An 18823-nucleotide genomic window follows, 5' to 3' on the forward strand; every position below is an offset into this window, starting at 1 on the left:
ACTCCTGTCCGAATCCGGACACGTCCATTGATGACCTATGGGTCAGCGTGTTAACTTGGCGGCGCAAAATTGAATCGTTCCAAAGGGAGTTCGCTGCACTCGCTGTTTGGAAGGCCTCGCCGCGGGCTGCCTCTGGTATGCGCTGGTACTCGAGGAGGAGCAGATGAGCGCAGGTCGGCGATGGCGAATCGGGGTGTCGCTGGCGGTGGTCGCGCTGGCGACCCTGTCGGTCGCCCCACCCGTGGAAGCCAACTCAAAGACGAAACCGGACAAGCCGATCGGCATGACCGTCGGCGACCGGACCCACCCGTTGACAGTCGAGGGCGCACCCCAGTTCGGGTGGCTCCCGCAGGACGGCAACGGAAACGAGGTGCAGACGGCATACGAGCTGCGGGTCATCCGGGAAAGCGATGACTCTCAGGTCTGGGACAGCGGGAAGGTCGCGTCGTCCGACCAGTCGTACGTCCCGTACGGTGGGCCAGCGCTCGACGGCGGGACGAGCTACAGCTGGAAGGTCCGCACCTGGGACCGCGATGGGGCTGCCTCGGCGTGGTCGGCCAAGGCCTACTTCGACACCGGGATCCCCGACAACGAGTGGAACGCCACCTGGATCCGGAGACTCACCACCGGCAACGACTCCGCCATAGACTTCTCACTGCTGCGCAAGCAGTTCACGCTGAGCGACCCCTCCAGTCCGGTCGTGCGCGCGAGGGCCTACACGTCGGGGATGGGCGAGTACGAGCTGCACGTCAACGGTGAGGCGATCGCCCGCGGTGACTCGTTCGACTACCCGGGCGAAGCACAGTACGACGTCCACGACATCACCAAGCAGGCGCGTGCCGCCCAGGCGGCCACGGGCGGCGCGGCGAACCAGCTCGCGGTCGGCATGCTCTCCTACTACCACACCTGCACCTGCCAGGGCCGAGCCAACGGCCCGGTGACGAACAGCTCGACCCTTGCGGTCGCCACCCCCGCCGGTGACACCGTCATCCACCCGGCGAGTGTCTCCGGTCTCGTGGTCGGGGACGTCGTCAACATCGACACCGCCGCCAGCCTCGAGACCCGGACCATCACCGCCGTCGGGACGGCGGGCGCCGCCGGCACCGGAGTGACCCTCGACAAGCCACTCGGCTTCGCGCATGCCGCCGGCGTGGCGGATGTGTCGTCCAACGGTCCCTCGGGCGTGCTGGTCCGCGTCGTGGTCGACCACGCCGATGGCACCCGCGATGCCTTCGTGTCGGACGGCACCTGGAAGGTCACCAAGGACACCGCCTACACCAACAGCACCCTGACCTACCGCACCAGCGACTCCGGCGACCGCATCGAGCGATACGACGCCCGGCTCGAGATCCCCGGCTGGGACACTGTCGGCTTCGACGACACCTCCTGGCAGGCTGCGACGATCATCGGGCCGCACCCCCGCCCGGCATCGCCGACCCAGGATCGCTTCACCCACCTGGTGGGACACGTGTCCGACCTCGACTACGAGACCGTCCACCCGGTGTCGGTGACGACGCTCGCGGACGGGACCGTCGTCGCCGACTTCGGCAAGGTCATCTCGGCGGTGCCGCAGCTGCACTTCACCGCGGGTGCGGACGGGCGGGCGCTCACGGTCCAGACTGCGTACCTGCCGGTCAACACACTGCTCGCCGCCCCCGTGGATGCGGGCGCGACGACCATCAAGGTCAACTCTGTGACCAGCTTCGTCGCCGGGGACTCCATCACCGTCGACGGCCCCGGTCCAGGCCATCCCGTCGGGCAGCCCGAGCGCCGCACCATCACGAGCGTCGGGACGACTGGCGCCAACGGAACCGGCATCACCCTCGACCGGGCGCTGGACAACGCCCACGCCGCGAACAGCTATGTGGCCGGCACTCGGGCGAGCACGGCCAGCGTCGACAACCAGGGCAGCACGATGACCTGGTTCTACACCCAGAAGGCCGGCGAGCAGACCGCTCAGGCATTCACGTACTGGGGCTGGCGCTACCTGCAGCTCAACGCTCCCGGTGCCGGCGAGACTCTGACCGCTGACGACATCGCCGCGGTGATCCAGCACACGTGGGTGCCGGAAGGCCACGCAGCGACCTTCGAGACGGGCAACAAGATGCTCGACGAGGTGTTCACCATGCTGCAGCGCTCCGGGCTGTACGCGTCGCAGGAGACCCTCGTCGACACGCCGACTCGTGAGAAGGGCCAGTTCCTCGGCGACGGCGTGGACGTCAACCTGGCGACGATGGCCTCGCTCGGGGAGCGGAACGCGACCCAGCGGACGATCCGGGAGTTCATCGCCTCCGGGTCGCATGTGTGGAAGTCGACCTCGTCGGGCTACTGCTCGGCGGCGCCCTGTTCGTACCCCGGATACGGCGTGCTGAGCACCGGACGGCTGAACGCGGTGTACCCGAACGGGGACAACATGCGCGACATCCCTGACTACACCGCGCTGTACCCAGACATGATCTGGGGCTACTACCTCCAGACCGGCGACCGGACCACCCTGGAGTCTGCCTACCCGTCGCTGCAGGCGGACGTGGACTACGTGCACAACGCGGAACCCGCCACAGGCGCCGCCGCCGGGCTGACCTGGCTGCTGCCTGGCGGCACGGGCTCGTACCAGAACGGCATCATCGACTGGCCGTCCCGGCTGGGCTACGTGTTCACCAACAACGGTGCGCGCACGATCCACGCCGCTGAGGCCGTCGGGGTCTACCGGACGGCAGCGCGCGTCGCGTCCGCACTCGGTGACGACGCCAACGCCGACAAGTACACCGGCTTCGCCGACAAGCTGACCGCCCAGATCAACGCCGTGCAGCGGGTCGACGGCGATGCGCTGTACTCCGACGGGCTGAGGACCGCCACGACGACGCTCACCGGTGCCGTCGCAGCGGGTTCGACCAACCTCAAGGTGGCGAGTGTCTCCCCGTTCCAGGTCGGCGACACCATCGCGATCGACTTCGCCAACGGGGCACTCAAGGAGGTGGCCACCGTGACCGCGATCGGGACGGCCGGCGCGTCCGGCACCGGCATCGACATCACGCCGGCGGTCGCCAAGGGGCACGCCAACAACGTGACTGTCGGGGCGGCGACGACGAACCAGCTGTTCCCCGCCTCCACGACGCTCGCCGGGGCCGCCGCTGCAGGCGACAGCACGATCTCGGTGAACGATGTGACGGGGTTCACCGCGGCAGAGGGCAGCGAGGCGAACGCCGGGCCGACGCTCGTCATCGGCACCGGTAACGACCGCGAGGTGCTGCGGATCGCCGCGATCGACCCAGTCTCCGCACAGATCACCCTGGCATCGCCGCTCAAGGGTGCCCACGCCAGCGGCGCGTTCGTCGCGACGCCGTCCCAGCAGGCCCAGGCGTTCTCGATCTTCGAGGGCGTGGCGCCGAAGGGGAGCTGGGCAGCCCTTGCGGAGTACATGGCCGCGCAGGGGCTCCGAACCGCGCCGATGGACTGGGGAGTCACGATGGAGGCCCTCGGCATGGCGAACCGCCCCGATGCGATCGTGGACATGATGACCCGAACCGACCGGTTCGGTCCCGGCCAGACGATCGCCTCCGGCGGCACCTTCGCCTGGGAGGACTGGACCATCAGTGGGTCGAACAGCATGTCTCACGGTTGGGGATCGCGCGGGATCACATCGATGCTGAAGTACCTCCTCGGGATCGACGTCACGGCCCCGGGCGCATCGACGGTCTCCATCGCCCCGCCTGACAAGGGTCTCGACCACGCGAAGGGGTCCCAGTGGACACAGCGTGGCGAGGTCGCAGTGGACTGGACCAGGGCGCAGAGCGGTGGTGTCGACCTGAGTGTCAACATCCCCGTCAACGTCCGGGCAACGGTGTCACTGCCGGACCCCGGCGCCAACGGCTACGTGGCCACGGGCGACGGCAACGCCACGTTTGAAGGAGTCAAGGACGGGCGGGCGGTCTTCACCGTCGGCTCAGGTGCGACGACCTTCAAACCAGTGTCCTGACGGCACGGCAGTCAACCGGTGGGGCCCGCGGCACAGCCGCCGCGGGCCCCACCGGCCTGTCCCGTGAGCACCATCAGACGCCCTGGTGACCCGCAGCTGAGCGTGCTCCCAGGCTTCGCGGGTTGGTGCACGATCCTGCCGGCATACCGGCCCCGGCGGCCATCAACCCGCGAACGGGCCACGCAGCGACGCGCTCAGCCCAGCGTCGAGGCGCGAGCGACGATCTCGGGGATGAACTCGACCTGCTGGTGTCGGTGGTCGGGGTCGCTCGTCTCCTCGAGCAGGAGCTCGGCGGCCCGCTGGCCCAGCAGGTGGCGCGGCTGCCGGACCGACGTCAGCGGCACCGCGGCCGCGCCGGCGAACTCGATGTCGTCGTAGCCGACGATCGCGAGGTCGCCGGGGACGTCCATCCCGAGGGCGACGCACTGCTGGAGCAGCCCGAGCGCCACGAGGTCGTTGGCGCAGAAGGCGGCGCTGGGGCGGCGAGAACGGGGGAGGCCGGCGATGCGCGCACCGGCGAGTCGGCCTGCGGCGACAGTCAGGGCGTCCGTGTGGACCGACACCAGGTGGTCCGCAGGCAGTCCGGCGTCGTGGACCGCGGCGGCCGCGCCGGCACGCCGGTCGCGCACCTGGCCGATGGTGTTGGGCCCACCGACGAAGGCGATGCGCTGGTGGCCGCGGTCGACGAGGTGCTCGACGGCGAGCCGCCCGCCGAGGATGTCGTCGACCGCGACGCTGCACAGCGACCGGTCCTCACGGCGCCGGTCGACGACGACGACGGGTGTGCCCCGCTGCGACACCTGCACCAGGGTGGTGTCCTCGGGGTTCACCGGTGTCACGAGCACGCCGGCCACCCGCTGCTCCTCGAGGCGGCTGAGGTAGACGCGCTCGCGGTCCAGGCTGTTGTCGCTGTTGCACGTGTAGAGCACGAGGTCTGCCTCGGAGGCGGCGTCCTCGATGCCGCGCGCGACATCGGTGAAGAAGGGGTTCGTGACGTCGAGGACGACGTAGGCCAGAGTGCTGCTGCGCCCGGCCCGCAGCAGGCGGGCGCTCTCGTTGCGGACGAAGTTGAGCTCGGCCATGGCGCGCTCGACGCGCTGCCGGGTCTTGGCGCTGACGCGCTCGGGCCGGTTGAGCACGTTCGAGACGGTGCCCAGGGACACGCCTGCTGCCAGGGCGACGTCCTTCACGCTGACCGACATGCGGATTCCTAAAACTTTTCAAGAGGGCGTGGACCGCGACCACTGTATATCGAACTGGTCACGGATTCGTGCTCATACGGGGCTTTTCAAGGAAAGAGGCGCAACCTCTTGACGGTAGGGGAGAGCCACGGTACGTTCTCCGTGGTTGAAACCTTTCAACGAGGCAAGGTGCACTATGAACGAACCGCGGCCATCCGCGATTCTCGAACTGCGGGACGTGTCGAAGTCGTTCGGCCCCGTCGTCGCTCTGAGGTCGGGCAGCATCGAGGCCCGCGCCGGCTCGATCCACGCGCTGGTCGGTGAGAACGGCGCCGGCAAGTCGACCCTGGTGAAGATCGTGGCCGGTGTGCACCGGCGCGACGGCGGCACGTTCCTGCTGGACGGCGAGCCGGTCGACTTCGGGTCGACCGCCGAGTCCAAGGCAGCCGGCGTCGCGGTGATCTACCAGGAGCCGACCCTGTTCCCCGACCTGTCGGTCACGGAGAACATCTTCATGGGCCGTCAGATCCTCGGCCGCGGCCGCCGGATCGACAAGCCGGCGATGTACGCCGAGGCGGAGCGGCTGTTCAAGGGACTCGGCGTCCACATCGACCCGCGTCGCCTGGCGCTCGGCCTGTCGATCGCGGACCAGCAGATCATCGAGATCGCCAAGGCGATCTCGCTCGACGCCAAGGTCCTCGTCATGGACGAACCGACCGCCGCGCTCTCCGGAGTCGAGGTCGAGCGACTCTTCACGGTCGCCCGCCAGCTGCGCGACGAGGGCCGGGCCATCGTCTTCATCTCGCACCGGTTCGACGAGGTCTTCTCGCTCTGCGACACGGTCACGGTGATGCGTGACGGCTCGTACATCGACACCCGGGCCATCGCCGGGACCTCGGTCGGCGAGATCGTCAACCTCATGGTCGGACGCGAGGTCGACGACCTGTTCCCGAAGGTCGAGACCGAGGTCGGCGACGTGGTCCTCGAGGTCGAGGGCCTCAACTCCACCGGAACGTTTCATGACGTGTCGTTCACGGTCCGCCGCGGCGAGATCGTCGGGCTCGCGGGCCTGGTCGGCGCGGGGCGCAGCGAGATCGCGCGGGCAGTGTTCGGCGTCGACCGCTACGACTCGGGGAGCGTCCGGATGTTGGGCGCCAAGGTCCCCGCGGCAAGCCCGACGGCCGCGATCAGGTCCGGGATGGCCTTCATCCCCGAGGACCGTCGCAAGCAGGGACTGGTCACCGAGGCTTCGGTCGCCGACAACGTCGCCTCGGTCATCCGCAAGAACCTGACCACCGCAGGCCTCATCACCCGCGCCCGGGAGAACAAGGCGAGCGCGCCCTGGGCCGCCCGGCTCGAGGTCAAGACCAACGCCCTGGACATGGCGGCCAACACCATGAGCGGCGGCAACCAGCAGAAGGTGGTCATCGCCAAGTGGCTCGCCTCCAAGCCTGACCTGCTCATCATCGACGAGCCGACCCGGGGCATCGACGTCGGCACCAAGGCCGAGGTCCACCGGCTCCTCTCGGAGCTGGCCGGCCAGGGCATGGCGATCCTCATGATCAGCTCGGAGCTTCCGGAGGTCCTCGGCATGGCAGACCGGGTCCTCGTCGTGTGCGAGGGCCGGCTCACCGCGGAGCTGTCGCGGGACGAGGCGACGCCCGAGCGGGTCATGCACGCCGCCACCGCCACGCTGAGCCAGGAGGCCGCATCATGACCCCCGAGACCCAGACCCCGCACAACCAGGCGTCGCAGACCTCGGCCCCCGACACCGAGACCGCCGCGCACCCGAGCGAGGACGTCGCCCTGCTCGTCGAGCCCAGCGCGATGTCCGGCCGCGAGCGGCTCGTCAAGACGGTCCTGCGCTCTCGTGAGCTCTCGATCTTCATCGTGCTGTTGATCGTGATCGCCGCGGCCACGATCAAGAACCCGACGTTCCTCTTCAGCCCCAGTGGCTGGCGCGACCTGCTGCTGACGCCGGCGATGCTCATGGTGCTGGCCGTCGGCCAGACCGTCGTGATCATCACGCGCAACGTCGACCTGTCGGTGGGCAGCGTCCTCGGCCTGACGGCATACATGACCGGCACGCTGTTCATCGACCATCCGGACCTTCCGGTGATCGCCGTGTTCGTCGCCGCGGTCGTGGCCGGTGGAGTGCTGGGCCTGGTCAACGGCCTGCTCGTCGGGTTCGGCAAGGTGCCCGCTCTCGTCATCACCCTCGGCACGTTGTACATCTTCCGGGGCATCCTGCTCACGTGGGCCGGGTCGAGCCTGGTCTCCGCCTCTCAGATGCCCGCGAGCTTCCTCAACCTGGGCACGCAGCAGCTCCTGACGATCCCGGTGCTGTTCATCGTCGCCGCGGTGATCGTCGTCGTCGTCGGCTACTACCTGCAGACCGCGCGTTCCGGTCGTGAGCTGTATGCCGTCGGGTCCGACCCCGACGCGGCCGTCCTCTACGGTCTGCCCGTCCGGCGGCGCGTCATCGGCGCCTTCATCCTCAGCGGCGCCCTCGCGGGCCTGGCCGGCGTCATCTACGCGGCGCGGTACGGCACGGTCTCCTCCGACGCCGGCACCGGCATCGAGCTGCAGGCCGTCGCCGCAGCCGTCATCGGCGGTGTGGCCATCTTCGGCGGCTCCGGCACGGTCTGGGGCGCCGCCCTCGGTGCCGTCCTGCTCGTGACCATCAACCGGGCCCTGCCCATGGTCGGGATCTCCGACTTCTGGCAGCAGGCGCTCGTCGGAGCCCTGATCATCGCCGCGATCATCCTCGACCGCGTCCTGTCCGTCCGCCAGGCGCGCAAACTCATCGAAGCGAGGGACGAGTCATGAGCACCACCAAGACGTATGCGGCATACTCCCGGCCGCTGTGGCGGCGGCTCCTGCTGAGCCGGGAGGCCGCGATGGTCGCCCTGGTCGTGGTCGTCTACATGTGGGGGTACAGCAACATCCCCTACTTCGGCGACACACTGACGCTGACGTACCTGCTGCTCGACACGACGACCATCCTGCTCATCGCCCTGCCGATGACGCTGGTGATCATCACCGGCGAGATCGACCTGTCCGTCGCCAGCGTCGTCGGGCTCTCGAGCGCGACCCTCGGACTGCTGCACGAGAACGGCGTCGGGATCGTGGCCTCGTTCGTCATCGCGCTGCTCGTGGGGCTGGTCTGCGGTGCGTTCAACGGCTTCCTCGTCGCCTACGTCGGCCTGCCGTCGCTGGCGGTCACGATCGGCACCCTCGCGCTCTACCGCGGCATCGCGGTCGGGCTGCTCGGCACCAGCGCCGTCACCGGCTTCGCGCAGGACTGGACCAAGCGCGCATCACAGGTGCTCGGCGGCAGCGGCATACCCAGCGTGATGCTCGTCTTCCTGGTGCTGCTCATCGTCTTCGCACTGCTGCTCCACTTCACCCCATTCGGGCGGGGCATCTACGACACCGGCCTCAGCAGCGAGGCCGCCGTGTTCGCAGGTGTCAACGTCAAGCGGACGAAGTTCCTCCTCTTCTGTCTCACCGGCGTGGTGTCCGCCCTCGCCGGGATCTACTTCACCCTGCGGTTCGGAAGTGCCCGGGGCGACAACGCGACCGGCCTCGAGCTGCAGGTCATCGCCGCGGTCCTCCTCGGCGGAGTGTCGATCTTCGGTGGCCGCGGCAAGCTCCCCGGCGTCGTCGCCGGCGTGCTGCTCATCGGGGTCATCTCGAGCGCCCTTCGCCTGCAGGGGGTCACGGTCAACGTCATCAACATCATCATCGGACTGCTTCTCGTGCTGTCCGTCATCTCCACAACCGTCCTGGCGTGGGTCTCCGACGTCGCGGCCAGGCGCAACCGGGCAAAAGGCCCTCGACAGACGCTGCAACGCGTCGGTTCACAGTGAAAGGACATCGCTGAAGATGCACACCGTTACACGCCGCAGCGCCGTGCTCGGCGCCGCCGCCCTGTCGATGGCTCTGGCCCTGACGGCCTGCGGCAAGGCAGAGACGCCCGCCAGCTCGGCCGGCACGTCCGGCAGCACGGGCGGCGGCAAGGCCCTGAACGTCGTCTTCATCCCGAAGAACCTCGGCAACCCCTACTTCGACGCCAGCGACGCGGGCGGCAAGGAGGCGATCGAGTCTCTCGGTGGCACCTACTCCCAGGTCGGCCCGCAGACCGCGAGCCCCGACGCGCAGGTGCAGTACATCAACACGGCTGCCCAGCAGCACGTCAGCGCGATCGTCATCTCGGCCAACGACCCCAAGGCGATCGGCGACGCGCTGACCCAGGCGAAGCAGGCCGGCACCAAGGTCGTCACGTTCGACTCGGACACCGACCCGCAGTACCGCGACCTGTACGTCAACCAGGCCTCGCCCGACGGCATCGCCAAGGCCCAGGTGGACGGCATCGCCAAGGAGATCGGCGACTCCGGTGAGATCGCGATCCTGTCCGCGTCCGCCAACGCGACCAACCAGAACACCTGGATCGACCTGATGAAGAAGGAGCTGACCAAGCACCCCAACATCAAGCTGGTCGACACCGTCTACGGCAACGACGACGACCAGACCTCGTTCGACAAGACCGCGGCGCTGCTGCAGACCCACCCGAACCTCAAGGGCATCATCAGCCCGACCACGGTCGGCATCGCGGCCGCGGCGCGCTACCTGTCGACCTCGGACAAGAAGGGCAAGGTCGCGCTGACCGGGCTGGGCACGCCGAACCAGATGCGCGAGTACGTCAAGAACGGCACGGTCAAGGAGTTCTACCTGTGGAACCCGACCGACCTGGGCTACCTGGCCGGGCAGGCGGCGGCCGCGCTCGTCGCCGGCACGATCACCGGCAAGGAAGGCGACTCCTTCAAGGCCGGCCGTCTCGGTGACTACAAGGTCGGCGCCAACGGCGAGGTCCTGCTCGGTGACCCGACCGGGTTCAACTCCGGCAACATCGACAAGTTCAACTTCTGACCGACACCTGACGCACCAGCCGGGGCCATGACATGGCATCCCCACACGCGCCCGCGTGGCCCCGGCTGCTGCCCGACCCGAGAACCCTTCATGCACCGCGTCTGCTTCCAGCTCCAGGTCCGCCCCGACCGCCTCGACGAGTACCAGGCCCGGCACCGTGCCGTGTGGCCCGAGATGCTCGAGGCGCTGCACCGGACCGGCTGGCACAACTACTCCCTGTTCCTGCGCCCCGACGGCCTGCTCATCGGCTACGTCGAGACGCCGTCGCTGGAGGCCGCCCGCGCCGGGATGGCAGAGACCGATGTCAACGCCCGATGGCAGGCCGAGATGGCCGAGTTCTTCGTGGACCTCGACGACACGACGCCGGACCAGGGCTTCGTCCAGCTCGAGGAGATCTTCCACCTCGAAGACCAGCTCGACCGGCTCGACCGGCTCGACCAGCTCGACCAGCCAACCATCCACGACCAGATGTGAAGTGACGACATGACGACATTCGAATCGATCTCCGACCGGCTCGGAGAGCTCGCCATCGAGGTGCCCTCCTGGGCCTACGGCAACTCCGGCACGCGGTTCAAGGTCTTCGGCTCACCGGGCACGCCCCGCAACGTCGAGGAGAAGATCGCAGACGCCGCCGCCGTGCACCGGTTCACCGGCCTGGCCCCGACGGTGGCCATCCACATCCCGTGGGACAAGGTCGACGACTACCGCAAGCTCGGCCTCTTCGCGGCCGAGCACGGCGTCCAGCTCGGGACGGTCAACAGCAACACGTTCCAGGACGACGAGTACAAGCTCGGCAGCCTGACCAACGCCGACCCCGCGGTCCGCCGGCGGGCGGTGGAGCACAACGTCGAGTGCATCGAGATCATGAACGAGACCGGCTCTCGTGACCTGAAGATCTGGCTCGCCGACGGCACGAACTACCCGGGCCAGGGCGACATGCGCCAGCGGCAGGACTGGCTCGCGGAAGGGCTCGCGGAGATCTACTCGCGTCTGTCTGAAGACCAGCGGCTGGTGCTGGAGTACAAGTTCTTCGAGCCGGCGTTCTACCACACGGACGTCCCGGACTGGGGCACGTCGTACGCCCACGTGGTCGCGCTCGGCGAGCGCGCGATGGTCTGCCTCGACACGGGCCACCACGCGCCGGGCACGAACATCGAGTTCATCGTCTCCCAGCTGCTGCGGCTCGGCCGGCTCGGCTCGTTCGACTTCAACAGCCGGTTCTATGCCGACGACGACCTCATGGTCGGGGCGGCCGACCCCTTCCAGCTGTACAGGATCCTCGTCGAGGTGGTCCGTGGGGGCGGTTTCGGCGCAGGCTCGGACGTGGCGCTGATGCTCGACCAGTGCCACAACATCGAGAACAAGGTGCCGGGACAGATCCGCTCGGTCCTCAACGTCCAGGAGATGGTGGCGCGGGCGCTGCTGCTCGACACCGTCGCGCTCGACGCGGCGCGGGAGTCGGGAGACGTGCTGCTCGCGAACGAGATCTTCATGGATGCCTTCTACACAGACGTGCGGCCCGCGCTGGCGCAGTGGCGTGAGGGCCGCGGCCTGCCGGCCGACCCGATGCGCGCCTACCTGGCGAGCGGATACCAAGAGCAGATCGAGCGTGACCGCGTCGGCGGCGCGCAGGCAGGATGGAACTGAGAGCATGTCCCCGAACAGCGTTGTCGCAGAGCTCATCTCGCGGTCGAACCGACTGGGCAGCGACCCGAAGAACACGAACTATGCGGGCGGCAACACGTCCGCCAAGGGCGTCGAGACCGACCCGGTGACCGGCCGGGACGTCGAGCTGGTCTGGGTCAAGGGCTCGGGCGGCGACCTGGGCACCCTGAAGCCGGAGGGCCTCGCGGTCCTGCGGCTCGACCGGATGCGCGCCCTGGTGGACGTCTACCCAGGGGTGGAGCGCGAGGACGAGATGGTCGCCGCGTTCGACTACTGCCTGCACGGCAAGGGTGGCGCGGCCCCGTCCATCGACACGGCGATGCACGGGCTCGTGGACGCAGCGCACGTCGACCACCTCCACCCCGACTCGGGGATCGCGATCGCCACAGCCGCCGACGGCGAGGAGCTGACCAAGCGGATCTTCGGTGACCGAGTCGTGTGGGTGCCGTGGCGCCGTCCGGGCTTCCAGCTCGGTCTCGACATCGCCGCCATCAAGGCGGACAACCCGCAGGCCGTCGGCTGCATCCTCGGCGGTCACGGGGTGACCGCGTGGGGCGCGACCAGCGAGGAGTGCGAGCAGAGCTCGCTGTGGATCATCCAGACCGCGGCGGCATACATCGACGACCACAGCCGGCCGGAGCCGTTCGGCCCGGAGCTGCCCGGGTATGCCGCCCTGCCGGAGAGCGAGCGGCACGCGAAGGCGGCGGCGATCGCGCCGACGATCCGCGGGATCGCGAGCACCGACCGGCCGATGGTGGGCCACTACACCGACTCCGACGTCGTGCTCGACTTCCTGGCCCACGCAGAGCACCCGCGGCTCGCGGCGCTGGGTACGTCCTGCCCGGACCACTTCCTGCGCACCAAGGTCAAGCCGCTGGTCCTCGACCTGCCGGCGACGGCGACGGCGGAGGAGATGGTCGCCCGGCTCAAGGAGCTGCACGAGCCCTACCGCGAGGACTACCGCGGCTACTACGACCGTCACGCCACGGCGGACAGCCCGGCGATCCGCGGCGCGGACCCGCTCATCGTGCTCGTGCCGGGCGTGGGCATGTTCTCCTTCGGCAAGGACAAGCAGACCGCGCGGGTCGCGGGCGAGTTCTACGTCAACGCGATCAACGTGATGCGCGGCGCGGAGGGCCTGTCGACCTACGCCCCGATCGACGAGTCGGAGAAGTTCCGCATCGAGTACTGGGCGCTCGAGGAGGCCAAGCTGCAGCGGATGCCCAAGCCGAAGCCGCTGGCGACCCGCATCGCGCTGGTCACGGGTGCCGCCTCCGGCATCGGCAAGGCGATCGCGAACCGCCTTGCGGCAGAGGGGGCCTGCGTCGTGGTTGCCGACCTCGACCTGGACCGGGCACAGGCTGCCGCGGCCGAGATCGGCAACAGCGACATCGCGGTCGGCGTGCAGGCGGACGTCTCGGACGAGTCGGCTGTGCAGGCCGCTGTCGACGCGGCGGTCCTGGCCTTCGGTGGCCTCGACCTCGTCGTCAACAACGCCGGGCTGTCGCTGTCCAGATCGCTGCTCGACACGACGGTCGCCGACTGGGACCTGCAGCACAACGTCATGGCCAAGGGCTCGTTCCTCGTCTCCCGCGCGGCGGCCAAGGTGCTCATCGACCAGGGGCTCGGCGGAGACATCGTCTACATCTCGAGCAAGAACTCGATCTTCGCCGGCCCGAACAACATCGCCTACAGCGCCGTCAAGGCCGACCAGGCCCACCAGGTGAGGCTGCTCGCGGCCGAGCTCGGCCAGCACGGCATCAAGGTCAACGGCATCAACCCCGACGGCGTCGTCCAGGGCTCCGGCATCTTCTCCAGCGGCTGGGGCGCCAACCGCGCCGCCGTCTACGGGGTCGACGAGAAGGACCTCGGCGCCTTCTATGCGCAGCGCACTCTGCTCAAGAAGGAGGTCCTGCCGGAGCACTGCGCGGCGGCCGTCTTCGCGCTCGTCGGACCCGACCTGTCACAGACCACCGGCCTGCACATCCCCGTCGACTCCGGCGTCGCCGCAGCGTTCCTCCGGTGACGACGTGACGTCGATGGCGGCGCGTGTCGCAGCGATCGACCTCGGCGCCACGAGCGGCCGGGTCGTCCTCGCCGAGGTCGGCCCGGACCGTCTCGAGCTGCGGGAGACGGCGCGCTTCGCCAACGGCCCGCTGCGGCTGCCGTCCGGCCTCCACTGGAACCTCCCCTCGCTGTATGCCGGCGCGCTGGGTGGTCTGCGGGCCGCCGGTCTCGAGGCGGTCGGCTCGGGCGGCCTGGCGAGTATCGGGATCGACTCATGGGCCGTCGACTACGGGCTCGTCCGCGGTGACCGTCTGCTCGGGCTGCCGTTCCACTATCGCGACGAACAGCGCGGCGACGCGGGCCCGTCCGCGGTGCACGCCCGGGTCGGGCCGGAGGAGCTCTACGCCCGAAACGGCCTGCAGTTCCTGCCGTTCAACACGGTCTACCAGCTCGCCGCCGACCCTTGGGTCGCCCTCGCCGACCGCATGCTGCTCGTCCCGGACCTGGTCGCATGGTGGCTCACCGGCCGGATGGCGGCGGAGCGCACCAACGCGTCGACGACCGGCCTGCTCGACCCATGGACCGGAGCCTGGGACCGCGAGCTTGCGGACCGGGTCGGCCTGCCGGGACGGCTGCTGCCCGACGTCGTCGACCCCGGGACGACGATCGGCGTCCTCACCGACGGCGTGGCGGGCGAGACGGGTCTGCCTGGAGTCACCGTGGTCGCCGTGGGGTCGCACGACACGGCCTCCGCGGTCGTCGGCGTCCCCCTGGAAGGCGACGGGTCGGCATACCTCTCGCTGGGGACCTGGGGTCTGGTCGGCGTGGAGACGGACCGGCCGGTCATCACCGACGCGGCGCGTGCGGCCAACTTCACCAACGAAGGAGGGGTCGACGGGCGGACCCGTTTCCTCACGAATGTCATGGGCACGTGGATCCTCAGCGAGACCCTGCGGGCGTGGGACCGCGAGGACGGGCTGCCCGCGGGCGGGAACGACCTCACCGGGCTGCTGGCAGCGGCCGCGAGCGTCGCTGCCTCCTCGGTGCCTGTGGTCGACGTGCAGGACCCGCGGTTCCTGCCGCCGGGCGACATGGGGGAGCGGATCGCGAAGTGGTGCATCGACCACGACGTCCCCGCGCCTACGTCGCGCCCGGCCGTGGTGCGGACCATCCTGGAGAGCCTCGCCGAGGCCTACGCGCGAGCCGTGGACACGGCCGCGGGGCTGACCGGGCGACGTGTAGACACGATCCATGTCGTCGGTGGGGGCTCGCAGAACGCACTGCTGTGCCAGGCGCTCGCCGACCGTTCCGGCTGTACGGTGGTGGCGGGTCCGGTCGAGGCGACCGCGCTGGGCAACGTCCTGGTGCAGGCACGCGCGGCCGGTGTCGTCGGTCCCGACCTCGGTGCCCTGCGCGAGCTCGTCGCCCGCACGCACCAGCTGCGCCGGCACCAGCCTCGATGATGATGCCCACCGGGCCGCAAGGAGAGTTCGCGTGAAGGTCGCTGTCCTGGTCACCTGCATCAACGACGCCCTCTTCCCCGATGTCGGCAAGGCGGTGTTCCGGCTGCTGCGCCGACTCGGCGTGGATGCCGAGTTCCCGCAGGCCCAGACCTGCTGCGGCCAGCCGATGGTCAACACCGGCTATCTCGACGAGGCTGTCCCCGTCGTGCGCGCGTTCGTGTCGGCCTTCGAGGGCTATGACTACGTCGTGACCCCGTCAGGCTCGTGCGCGGGGTCGGCTCGCCATCAGCACGCGATCGTCGCCCGCCGGTCCGGCGACGCCGGCTTGCAGGCGGCCGTGGCCCGATCGGCGCCTCGGGTTCTCGAGCTGAGCGAGTTCCTCGTCGACGTGCTCGGGGTCACCGATGTCGGCGCAACCTTTCCGGGGCGGATCACCTACCACCCGACGTGCCACAGCCTGCGCATGCTGGGCGTCGGCGACCGGCCGACGCGGCTGCTCCGTGCGGTCCGTGGCCTCGAGCTGGTTGAGCTCCCTGATGCCGAGTCGTGCTGCGGTTTCGGCGGCACCTTCGCTGTGAAGAACGCCGACGTCTCCGTGGCCATGGGCCGCGACAAGACGCGGCACGTGGAGGAGTCCGGGGCCGCGATCCTCGTGGCGAGCGACTCGTCGTGCCTGATGCACATCGGCGGCCTGCTGTCGCGCCAGGGATCGCCGGTACGGGTGATGCACCTGGCCGAGGTGCTGGCGATGGACGATGGCGCGGCGGATGGCGCGACGGACGGTGCGACGGACGGCGCGGCGGGCGGCGCGACGGACGGGGTGACCGCATGACGGCCACGTTCGTGGGGATGCCCGCCTTCCCGGAGGCGGCCCGAGCGGCCCTGGGAGACAAGCAGCTTCGTGACAACCTGGCCATGGCGACCGGGACGATCCGCCGCAAGCGCGCCGCAGTCGTCGCCGAGGTGGAGGAGTGGGAGGACCTCCGGCTCGCCGCCGCCGCGATCAAGGACCGGACGCTGCGCAACCTCGACGAGCACCTGGTGCGGCTCGAGGAGTCGCTGACGAGCAGGGGCGCGGTCGTGCACTGGGCGCGGGACGCGGCCGAGGCCTGCGCGATCGTCGCCTCGGTGGCCAGGCAGCACGAGGTCCGCGAGGTCGTCAAGGTCAAGTCGATGGCCACCCAGGAGATCGGGCTCAACGAGGCGCTGGAGGCCGAAGGCATCGCGGCCTGGGAGACCGACCTCGCCGAGCTCATCGTGCAGCTCGGCCACGACCTTCCGTCCCACATTCTCGTCCCGGCGATCCACCGCAACCGCAAGGAGATCCGCGAGATCTTCCAGCGGGAGATGGGCGCGGTCGGACGTCCTGCCCCCGCGGACCTGACCGACGACCCTGCGCGCCTCGCGGAGGCTGCCCGGCTGCATCTGCGGGAGAAGTTCCTCAGCGCCAGGATGGCCGTCTCCGGGGCGAACTTCGCCGTCGTGGACTCCGGCACTCTCGTCGTCGTCGAGTCCGAGGGCAACGGGCGGATGTGCCTGACCCTTCCCGAGGTGCTCGTCTCGGTCGTCGGCATCGAGAAGCTCGTGCCGACGTGGAGCGACCTCGACGTCTTCCTGCGGCTGCTGCCCAGGTCGTCGACGGGCGAGCGGATGAACCCCTACACGAGCACCTGGTCCGGTGTCACTCCAGGCGACGGCCCGCAGGAGGTCCACGTCGTGCTCCTGGACAACGGGCGGACCCGCGCGCTCGCCGACGAGCTGGGCCGGCAGGCGCTGCGCTGCATCCGCTGCTCGGCGTGCCTCAACGTGTGTCCGGTCTACGAGCGGACCGGCGGCCACGCCTACGGCTCCGTCTACCCCGGGCCGATCGGCGCGATCCTCAACCCGCTGCTGCGCGGTGTCGGCTCGGACGAGCAGGTCGACTCGCTCCCCTACGCCTCCACCCTCTGCGGCGCCTGCTTCGAGGCCTGCCCGGTCCGCATCGACATCCCGTCCGTGCTCGTCGACCTTCGCGCGCAGGTCGTCGACGCCCACCGTCCCGGCCGCTCCTCTCATCGCCGTCGGCTTCCGAAGGCCGAGGCGTTGGCGATGAAGGGCGCGGCCTGGGTCCTCGCGAGCTCCAACCGGCTGCGCCCGCTGGAGCGGCTGTCCGGGTTGGGCTCGACGCTCGTCACCTCGCGCAAGACCACGAACGCCCGCGGCTCCGGCGTCGTCACGCGGCTCCCCGGACCGGGACGGCGGTGGACGGCCACTCGCGACCTGCCCGCTCCGGCCAAAGAGTCGTTCCGGGCCTGGTGGGTGCGCACCTCCGGTGGCCGAGACGACGAGAGGCAGGGCCGATGAGCAGCCCCGAAGGACAGTCGGCCCGTGAGGCGGTGCTCGCGGCGGTCCGGTCCGCGGTCGCCGGGGCGCCGGCTGCACCACCGGCACCGGGGGCGGTGCCCGGAGGGTCCGGGGTCGCCGACATCGTCGGGCTCTTCGTGGAGCGGGTGGAGGACTATCGCGCCGAGGTGACCCGCTGCCCCTCCTCCGACGTGGAGGCCACCCTGGCCACGGCTCTGGGCGACACGGCATACGTCGTCGTGCCCGAGGGGTTCCCGTGGACGGTGCCGGGTCAGGTCGCCGACACCGACCTCTCTGCGAGCGAGCTCGACCGGATCGACGCTGTCGTGACCACCGCGGCCGTGGCGGTCGCGGAGACCGGCACCATCGTCCTCGACCACGGACCGGGGCAGGGCCGGCGTGCGCTGTCGCTGGTCCCGGACCGGCACGTGTGTGTCGTGCGGGCCGAGCAGGTGGTCGCCGACGTGCCTGAGGCGGTCGCGGTGCTCGACCCCGTTCGGCCCCAGACCTGGATCAGCGGGCCGAGCGCGACGAGCGACATCGAGCTCAACCGCGTCGAGGGCGTGCACGGCCCGCGCCACCTCCATGTCATCGTCGTCGACTGAGCCCTGCGGGCGCACCACGGGACCTGACCGACCGATGACCGACCGGTGAGCGACCGGACGCGCCCCAGGGTTGCCCTCACGTTCGACGACGGGCCCGGGCGGCATACGGCGCGGCTGCTTGACGTGCTCGCGGCCCGCGAGGTCCGCGTGACCTTCTTCCTGGTCGGGCGCGAGGTCGCGGCGCGCCCCGACCTCGCGCGCGCACAGGTCGCCGCCGGGCACGTGATCGGCAACCACAGCTTCACGCATCCCGACCTGACGGCGCTCGGCCCGGGGGAGCTCGCCGACGAGATCGACCGCACGTCCGACGCGATTGCCGCGGCGACCGGCAGCCGGCCGACTCTGGCACGACCGCCCTTCGGCGCGACGAACCCGACCGTCGCCGGGCTGCTGGCCGACCGGGGCCTCGCCCAGGTGCTCTGGGACCTCGATACCGAGGACTGGAAGGGCCAGGACGCCCGGACGACGACCCGGACCGCCCTCGAGGGCGCGCGAGACGGGGCGGTGGTTCTCATGCACGACACGCAGGAGACGACGGTCGACGCAGTCCCGGGCATCATCGACGGCCTGCGCGAACGTGGCTTCGCCTTCGTCACCGTCCCTGACCTCGCTGATCGCTAGGCGCTCGGCAGAGTCCCCGCGCCCGCTCGC

At 69.9% G+C, this 18823-nt stretch carries 14 protein-coding genes; 13 read left to right on the plus strand and 1 reads right to left on the minus strand.

Annotated elements, in window-relative coordinates; genetic code table 11:
- Nucleotides 1-163 precede the first annotated feature (163 nt).
- A complete protein-coding gene (locus tag ACYVLP_RS00870) occupies nt 164-3976 on the plus strand; it encodes a glycoside hydrolase family 78 protein (protein ID WP_460625459.1) in 3813 nt (1270 codons plus the stop codon).
- Between the two features lie 194 nt (nt 3977-4170).
- Here the strand turns inward: ACYVLP_RS00870 and ACYVLP_RS00875 are convergent, their stop codons facing one another.
- Nucleotides 4171-5178, minus strand: coding sequence for a LacI family DNA-binding transcriptional regulator (locus ACYVLP_RS00875; RefSeq protein ID WP_460625460.1), 1008 nt, complete (start codon nt 5176-5178; stop codon nt 4171-4173).
- 175 nt (nt 5179-5353) lie between these two features.
- On the opposite strand from ACYVLP_RS00875, the gene ACYVLP_RS00880 reads away from it, so the two are divergent.
- The 12 genes from ACYVLP_RS00880 (at nt 5354) to ACYVLP_RS00935 (ending at nt 18793) form a co-directional block, all read left to right on the plus strand.
- A complete protein-coding gene (locus ACYVLP_RS00880; RefSeq protein WP_460625461.1) occupies nt 5354-6874 on the plus strand; it encodes a sugar ABC transporter ATP-binding protein in 1521 nt (506 codons plus the stop codon).
- Nucleotides 6871-7986: an ABC transporter permease gene (locus ACYVLP_RS00885; RefSeq protein WP_460625462.1), complete on the plus strand. Its 1116-nt coding sequence runs from the start codon at nt 6871-6873 to the stop codon at nt 7984-7986. The genes ACYVLP_RS00880 and ACYVLP_RS00885 overlap by 4 nt, the downstream gene beginning before the upstream one ends.
- Nucleotides 7983-9029: an ABC transporter permease gene (locus ACYVLP_RS00890; protein WP_460625463.1), complete on the plus strand. Its 1047-nt coding sequence runs from the start codon at nt 7983-7985 to the stop codon at nt 9027-9029. The genes ACYVLP_RS00885 and ACYVLP_RS00890 overlap by 4 nt, the downstream gene beginning before the upstream one ends.
- Before the next feature lie 16 nt (nt 9030-9045).
- Nucleotides 9046-10089, plus strand: a complete 1044-nt coding sequence (rhaS, locus tag ACYVLP_RS00895; RefSeq protein ID WP_460625464.1) for a rhamnose ABC transporter substrate-binding protein — start codon at nt 9046-9048, stop codon at nt 10087-10089.
- Nucleotides 10090-10179: 90 nt separating this feature from the next.
- A complete protein-coding gene (locus ACYVLP_RS00900; RefSeq protein ID WP_460625465.1) occupies nt 10180-10563 on the plus strand; it encodes an L-rhamnose mutarotase in 384 nt (127 codons plus the stop codon).
- 9 nt (nt 10564-10572) lie between these two features.
- Nucleotides 10573-11736 (plus strand): L-rhamnose isomerase, encoded by a 1164-nt coding sequence (gene rhaI, locus ACYVLP_RS00905; RefSeq protein ID WP_460625466.1) that lies wholly within the window; start codon nt 10573-10575, stop codon nt 11734-11736.
- A gap of 4 nt (nt 11737-11740) precedes the next feature.
- Complete coding sequence (locus ACYVLP_RS00910) at nt 11741-13780, plus strand: bifunctional aldolase/short-chain dehydrogenase (RefSeq protein WP_460625467.1); 2040 nt, start codon at nt 11741-11743, stop codon at nt 13778-13780.
- A gap of 13 nt (nt 13781-13793) precedes the next feature.
- Nucleotides 13794-15224 (plus strand): rhamnulokinase, encoded by a 1431-nt coding sequence (locus ACYVLP_RS00915; RefSeq protein WP_460625468.1) that lies wholly within the window; start codon nt 13794-13796, stop codon nt 15222-15224.
- 31 nt (nt 15225-15255) lie between these two features.
- Nucleotides 15256-16056 carry a (Fe-S)-binding protein gene (locus tag ACYVLP_RS00920; protein WP_460625469.1) on the plus strand — a complete coding sequence of 267 codons (801 nt, stop codon included), beginning with the start codon at nt 15256-15258 and terminating at the stop codon, nt 16054-16056.
- Nucleotides 16053-17567, plus strand: a complete 1515-nt coding sequence (locus ACYVLP_RS00925) for a lactate utilization protein B (protein ID WP_460625470.1) — start codon at nt 16053-16055, stop codon at nt 17565-17567. Before ACYVLP_RS00920 ends, ACYVLP_RS00925 begins: the two co-directional genes overlap by 4 nt.
- On the plus strand, nt 17564-18172 hold the full coding sequence (locus ACYVLP_RS00930) for a LutC/YkgG family protein (RefSeq protein ID WP_460625471.1): 609 nt from the start codon (nt 17564-17566) through the stop codon (nt 18170-18172). Before ACYVLP_RS00925 ends, ACYVLP_RS00930 begins: the two co-directional genes overlap by 4 nt.
- A gap of 45 nt (nt 18173-18217) precedes the next feature.
- Nucleotides 18218-18793 carry a polysaccharide deacetylase family protein gene (locus tag ACYVLP_RS00935; RefSeq protein WP_460625472.1) on the plus strand — a complete coding sequence of 192 codons (576 nt, stop codon included), beginning with the start codon at nt 18218-18220 and terminating at the stop codon, nt 18791-18793.
- Nucleotides 18794-18823: the final 30 nt, after the last annotated feature.

Source organism: Intrasporangium mesophilum, assembly GCF_054783095.1.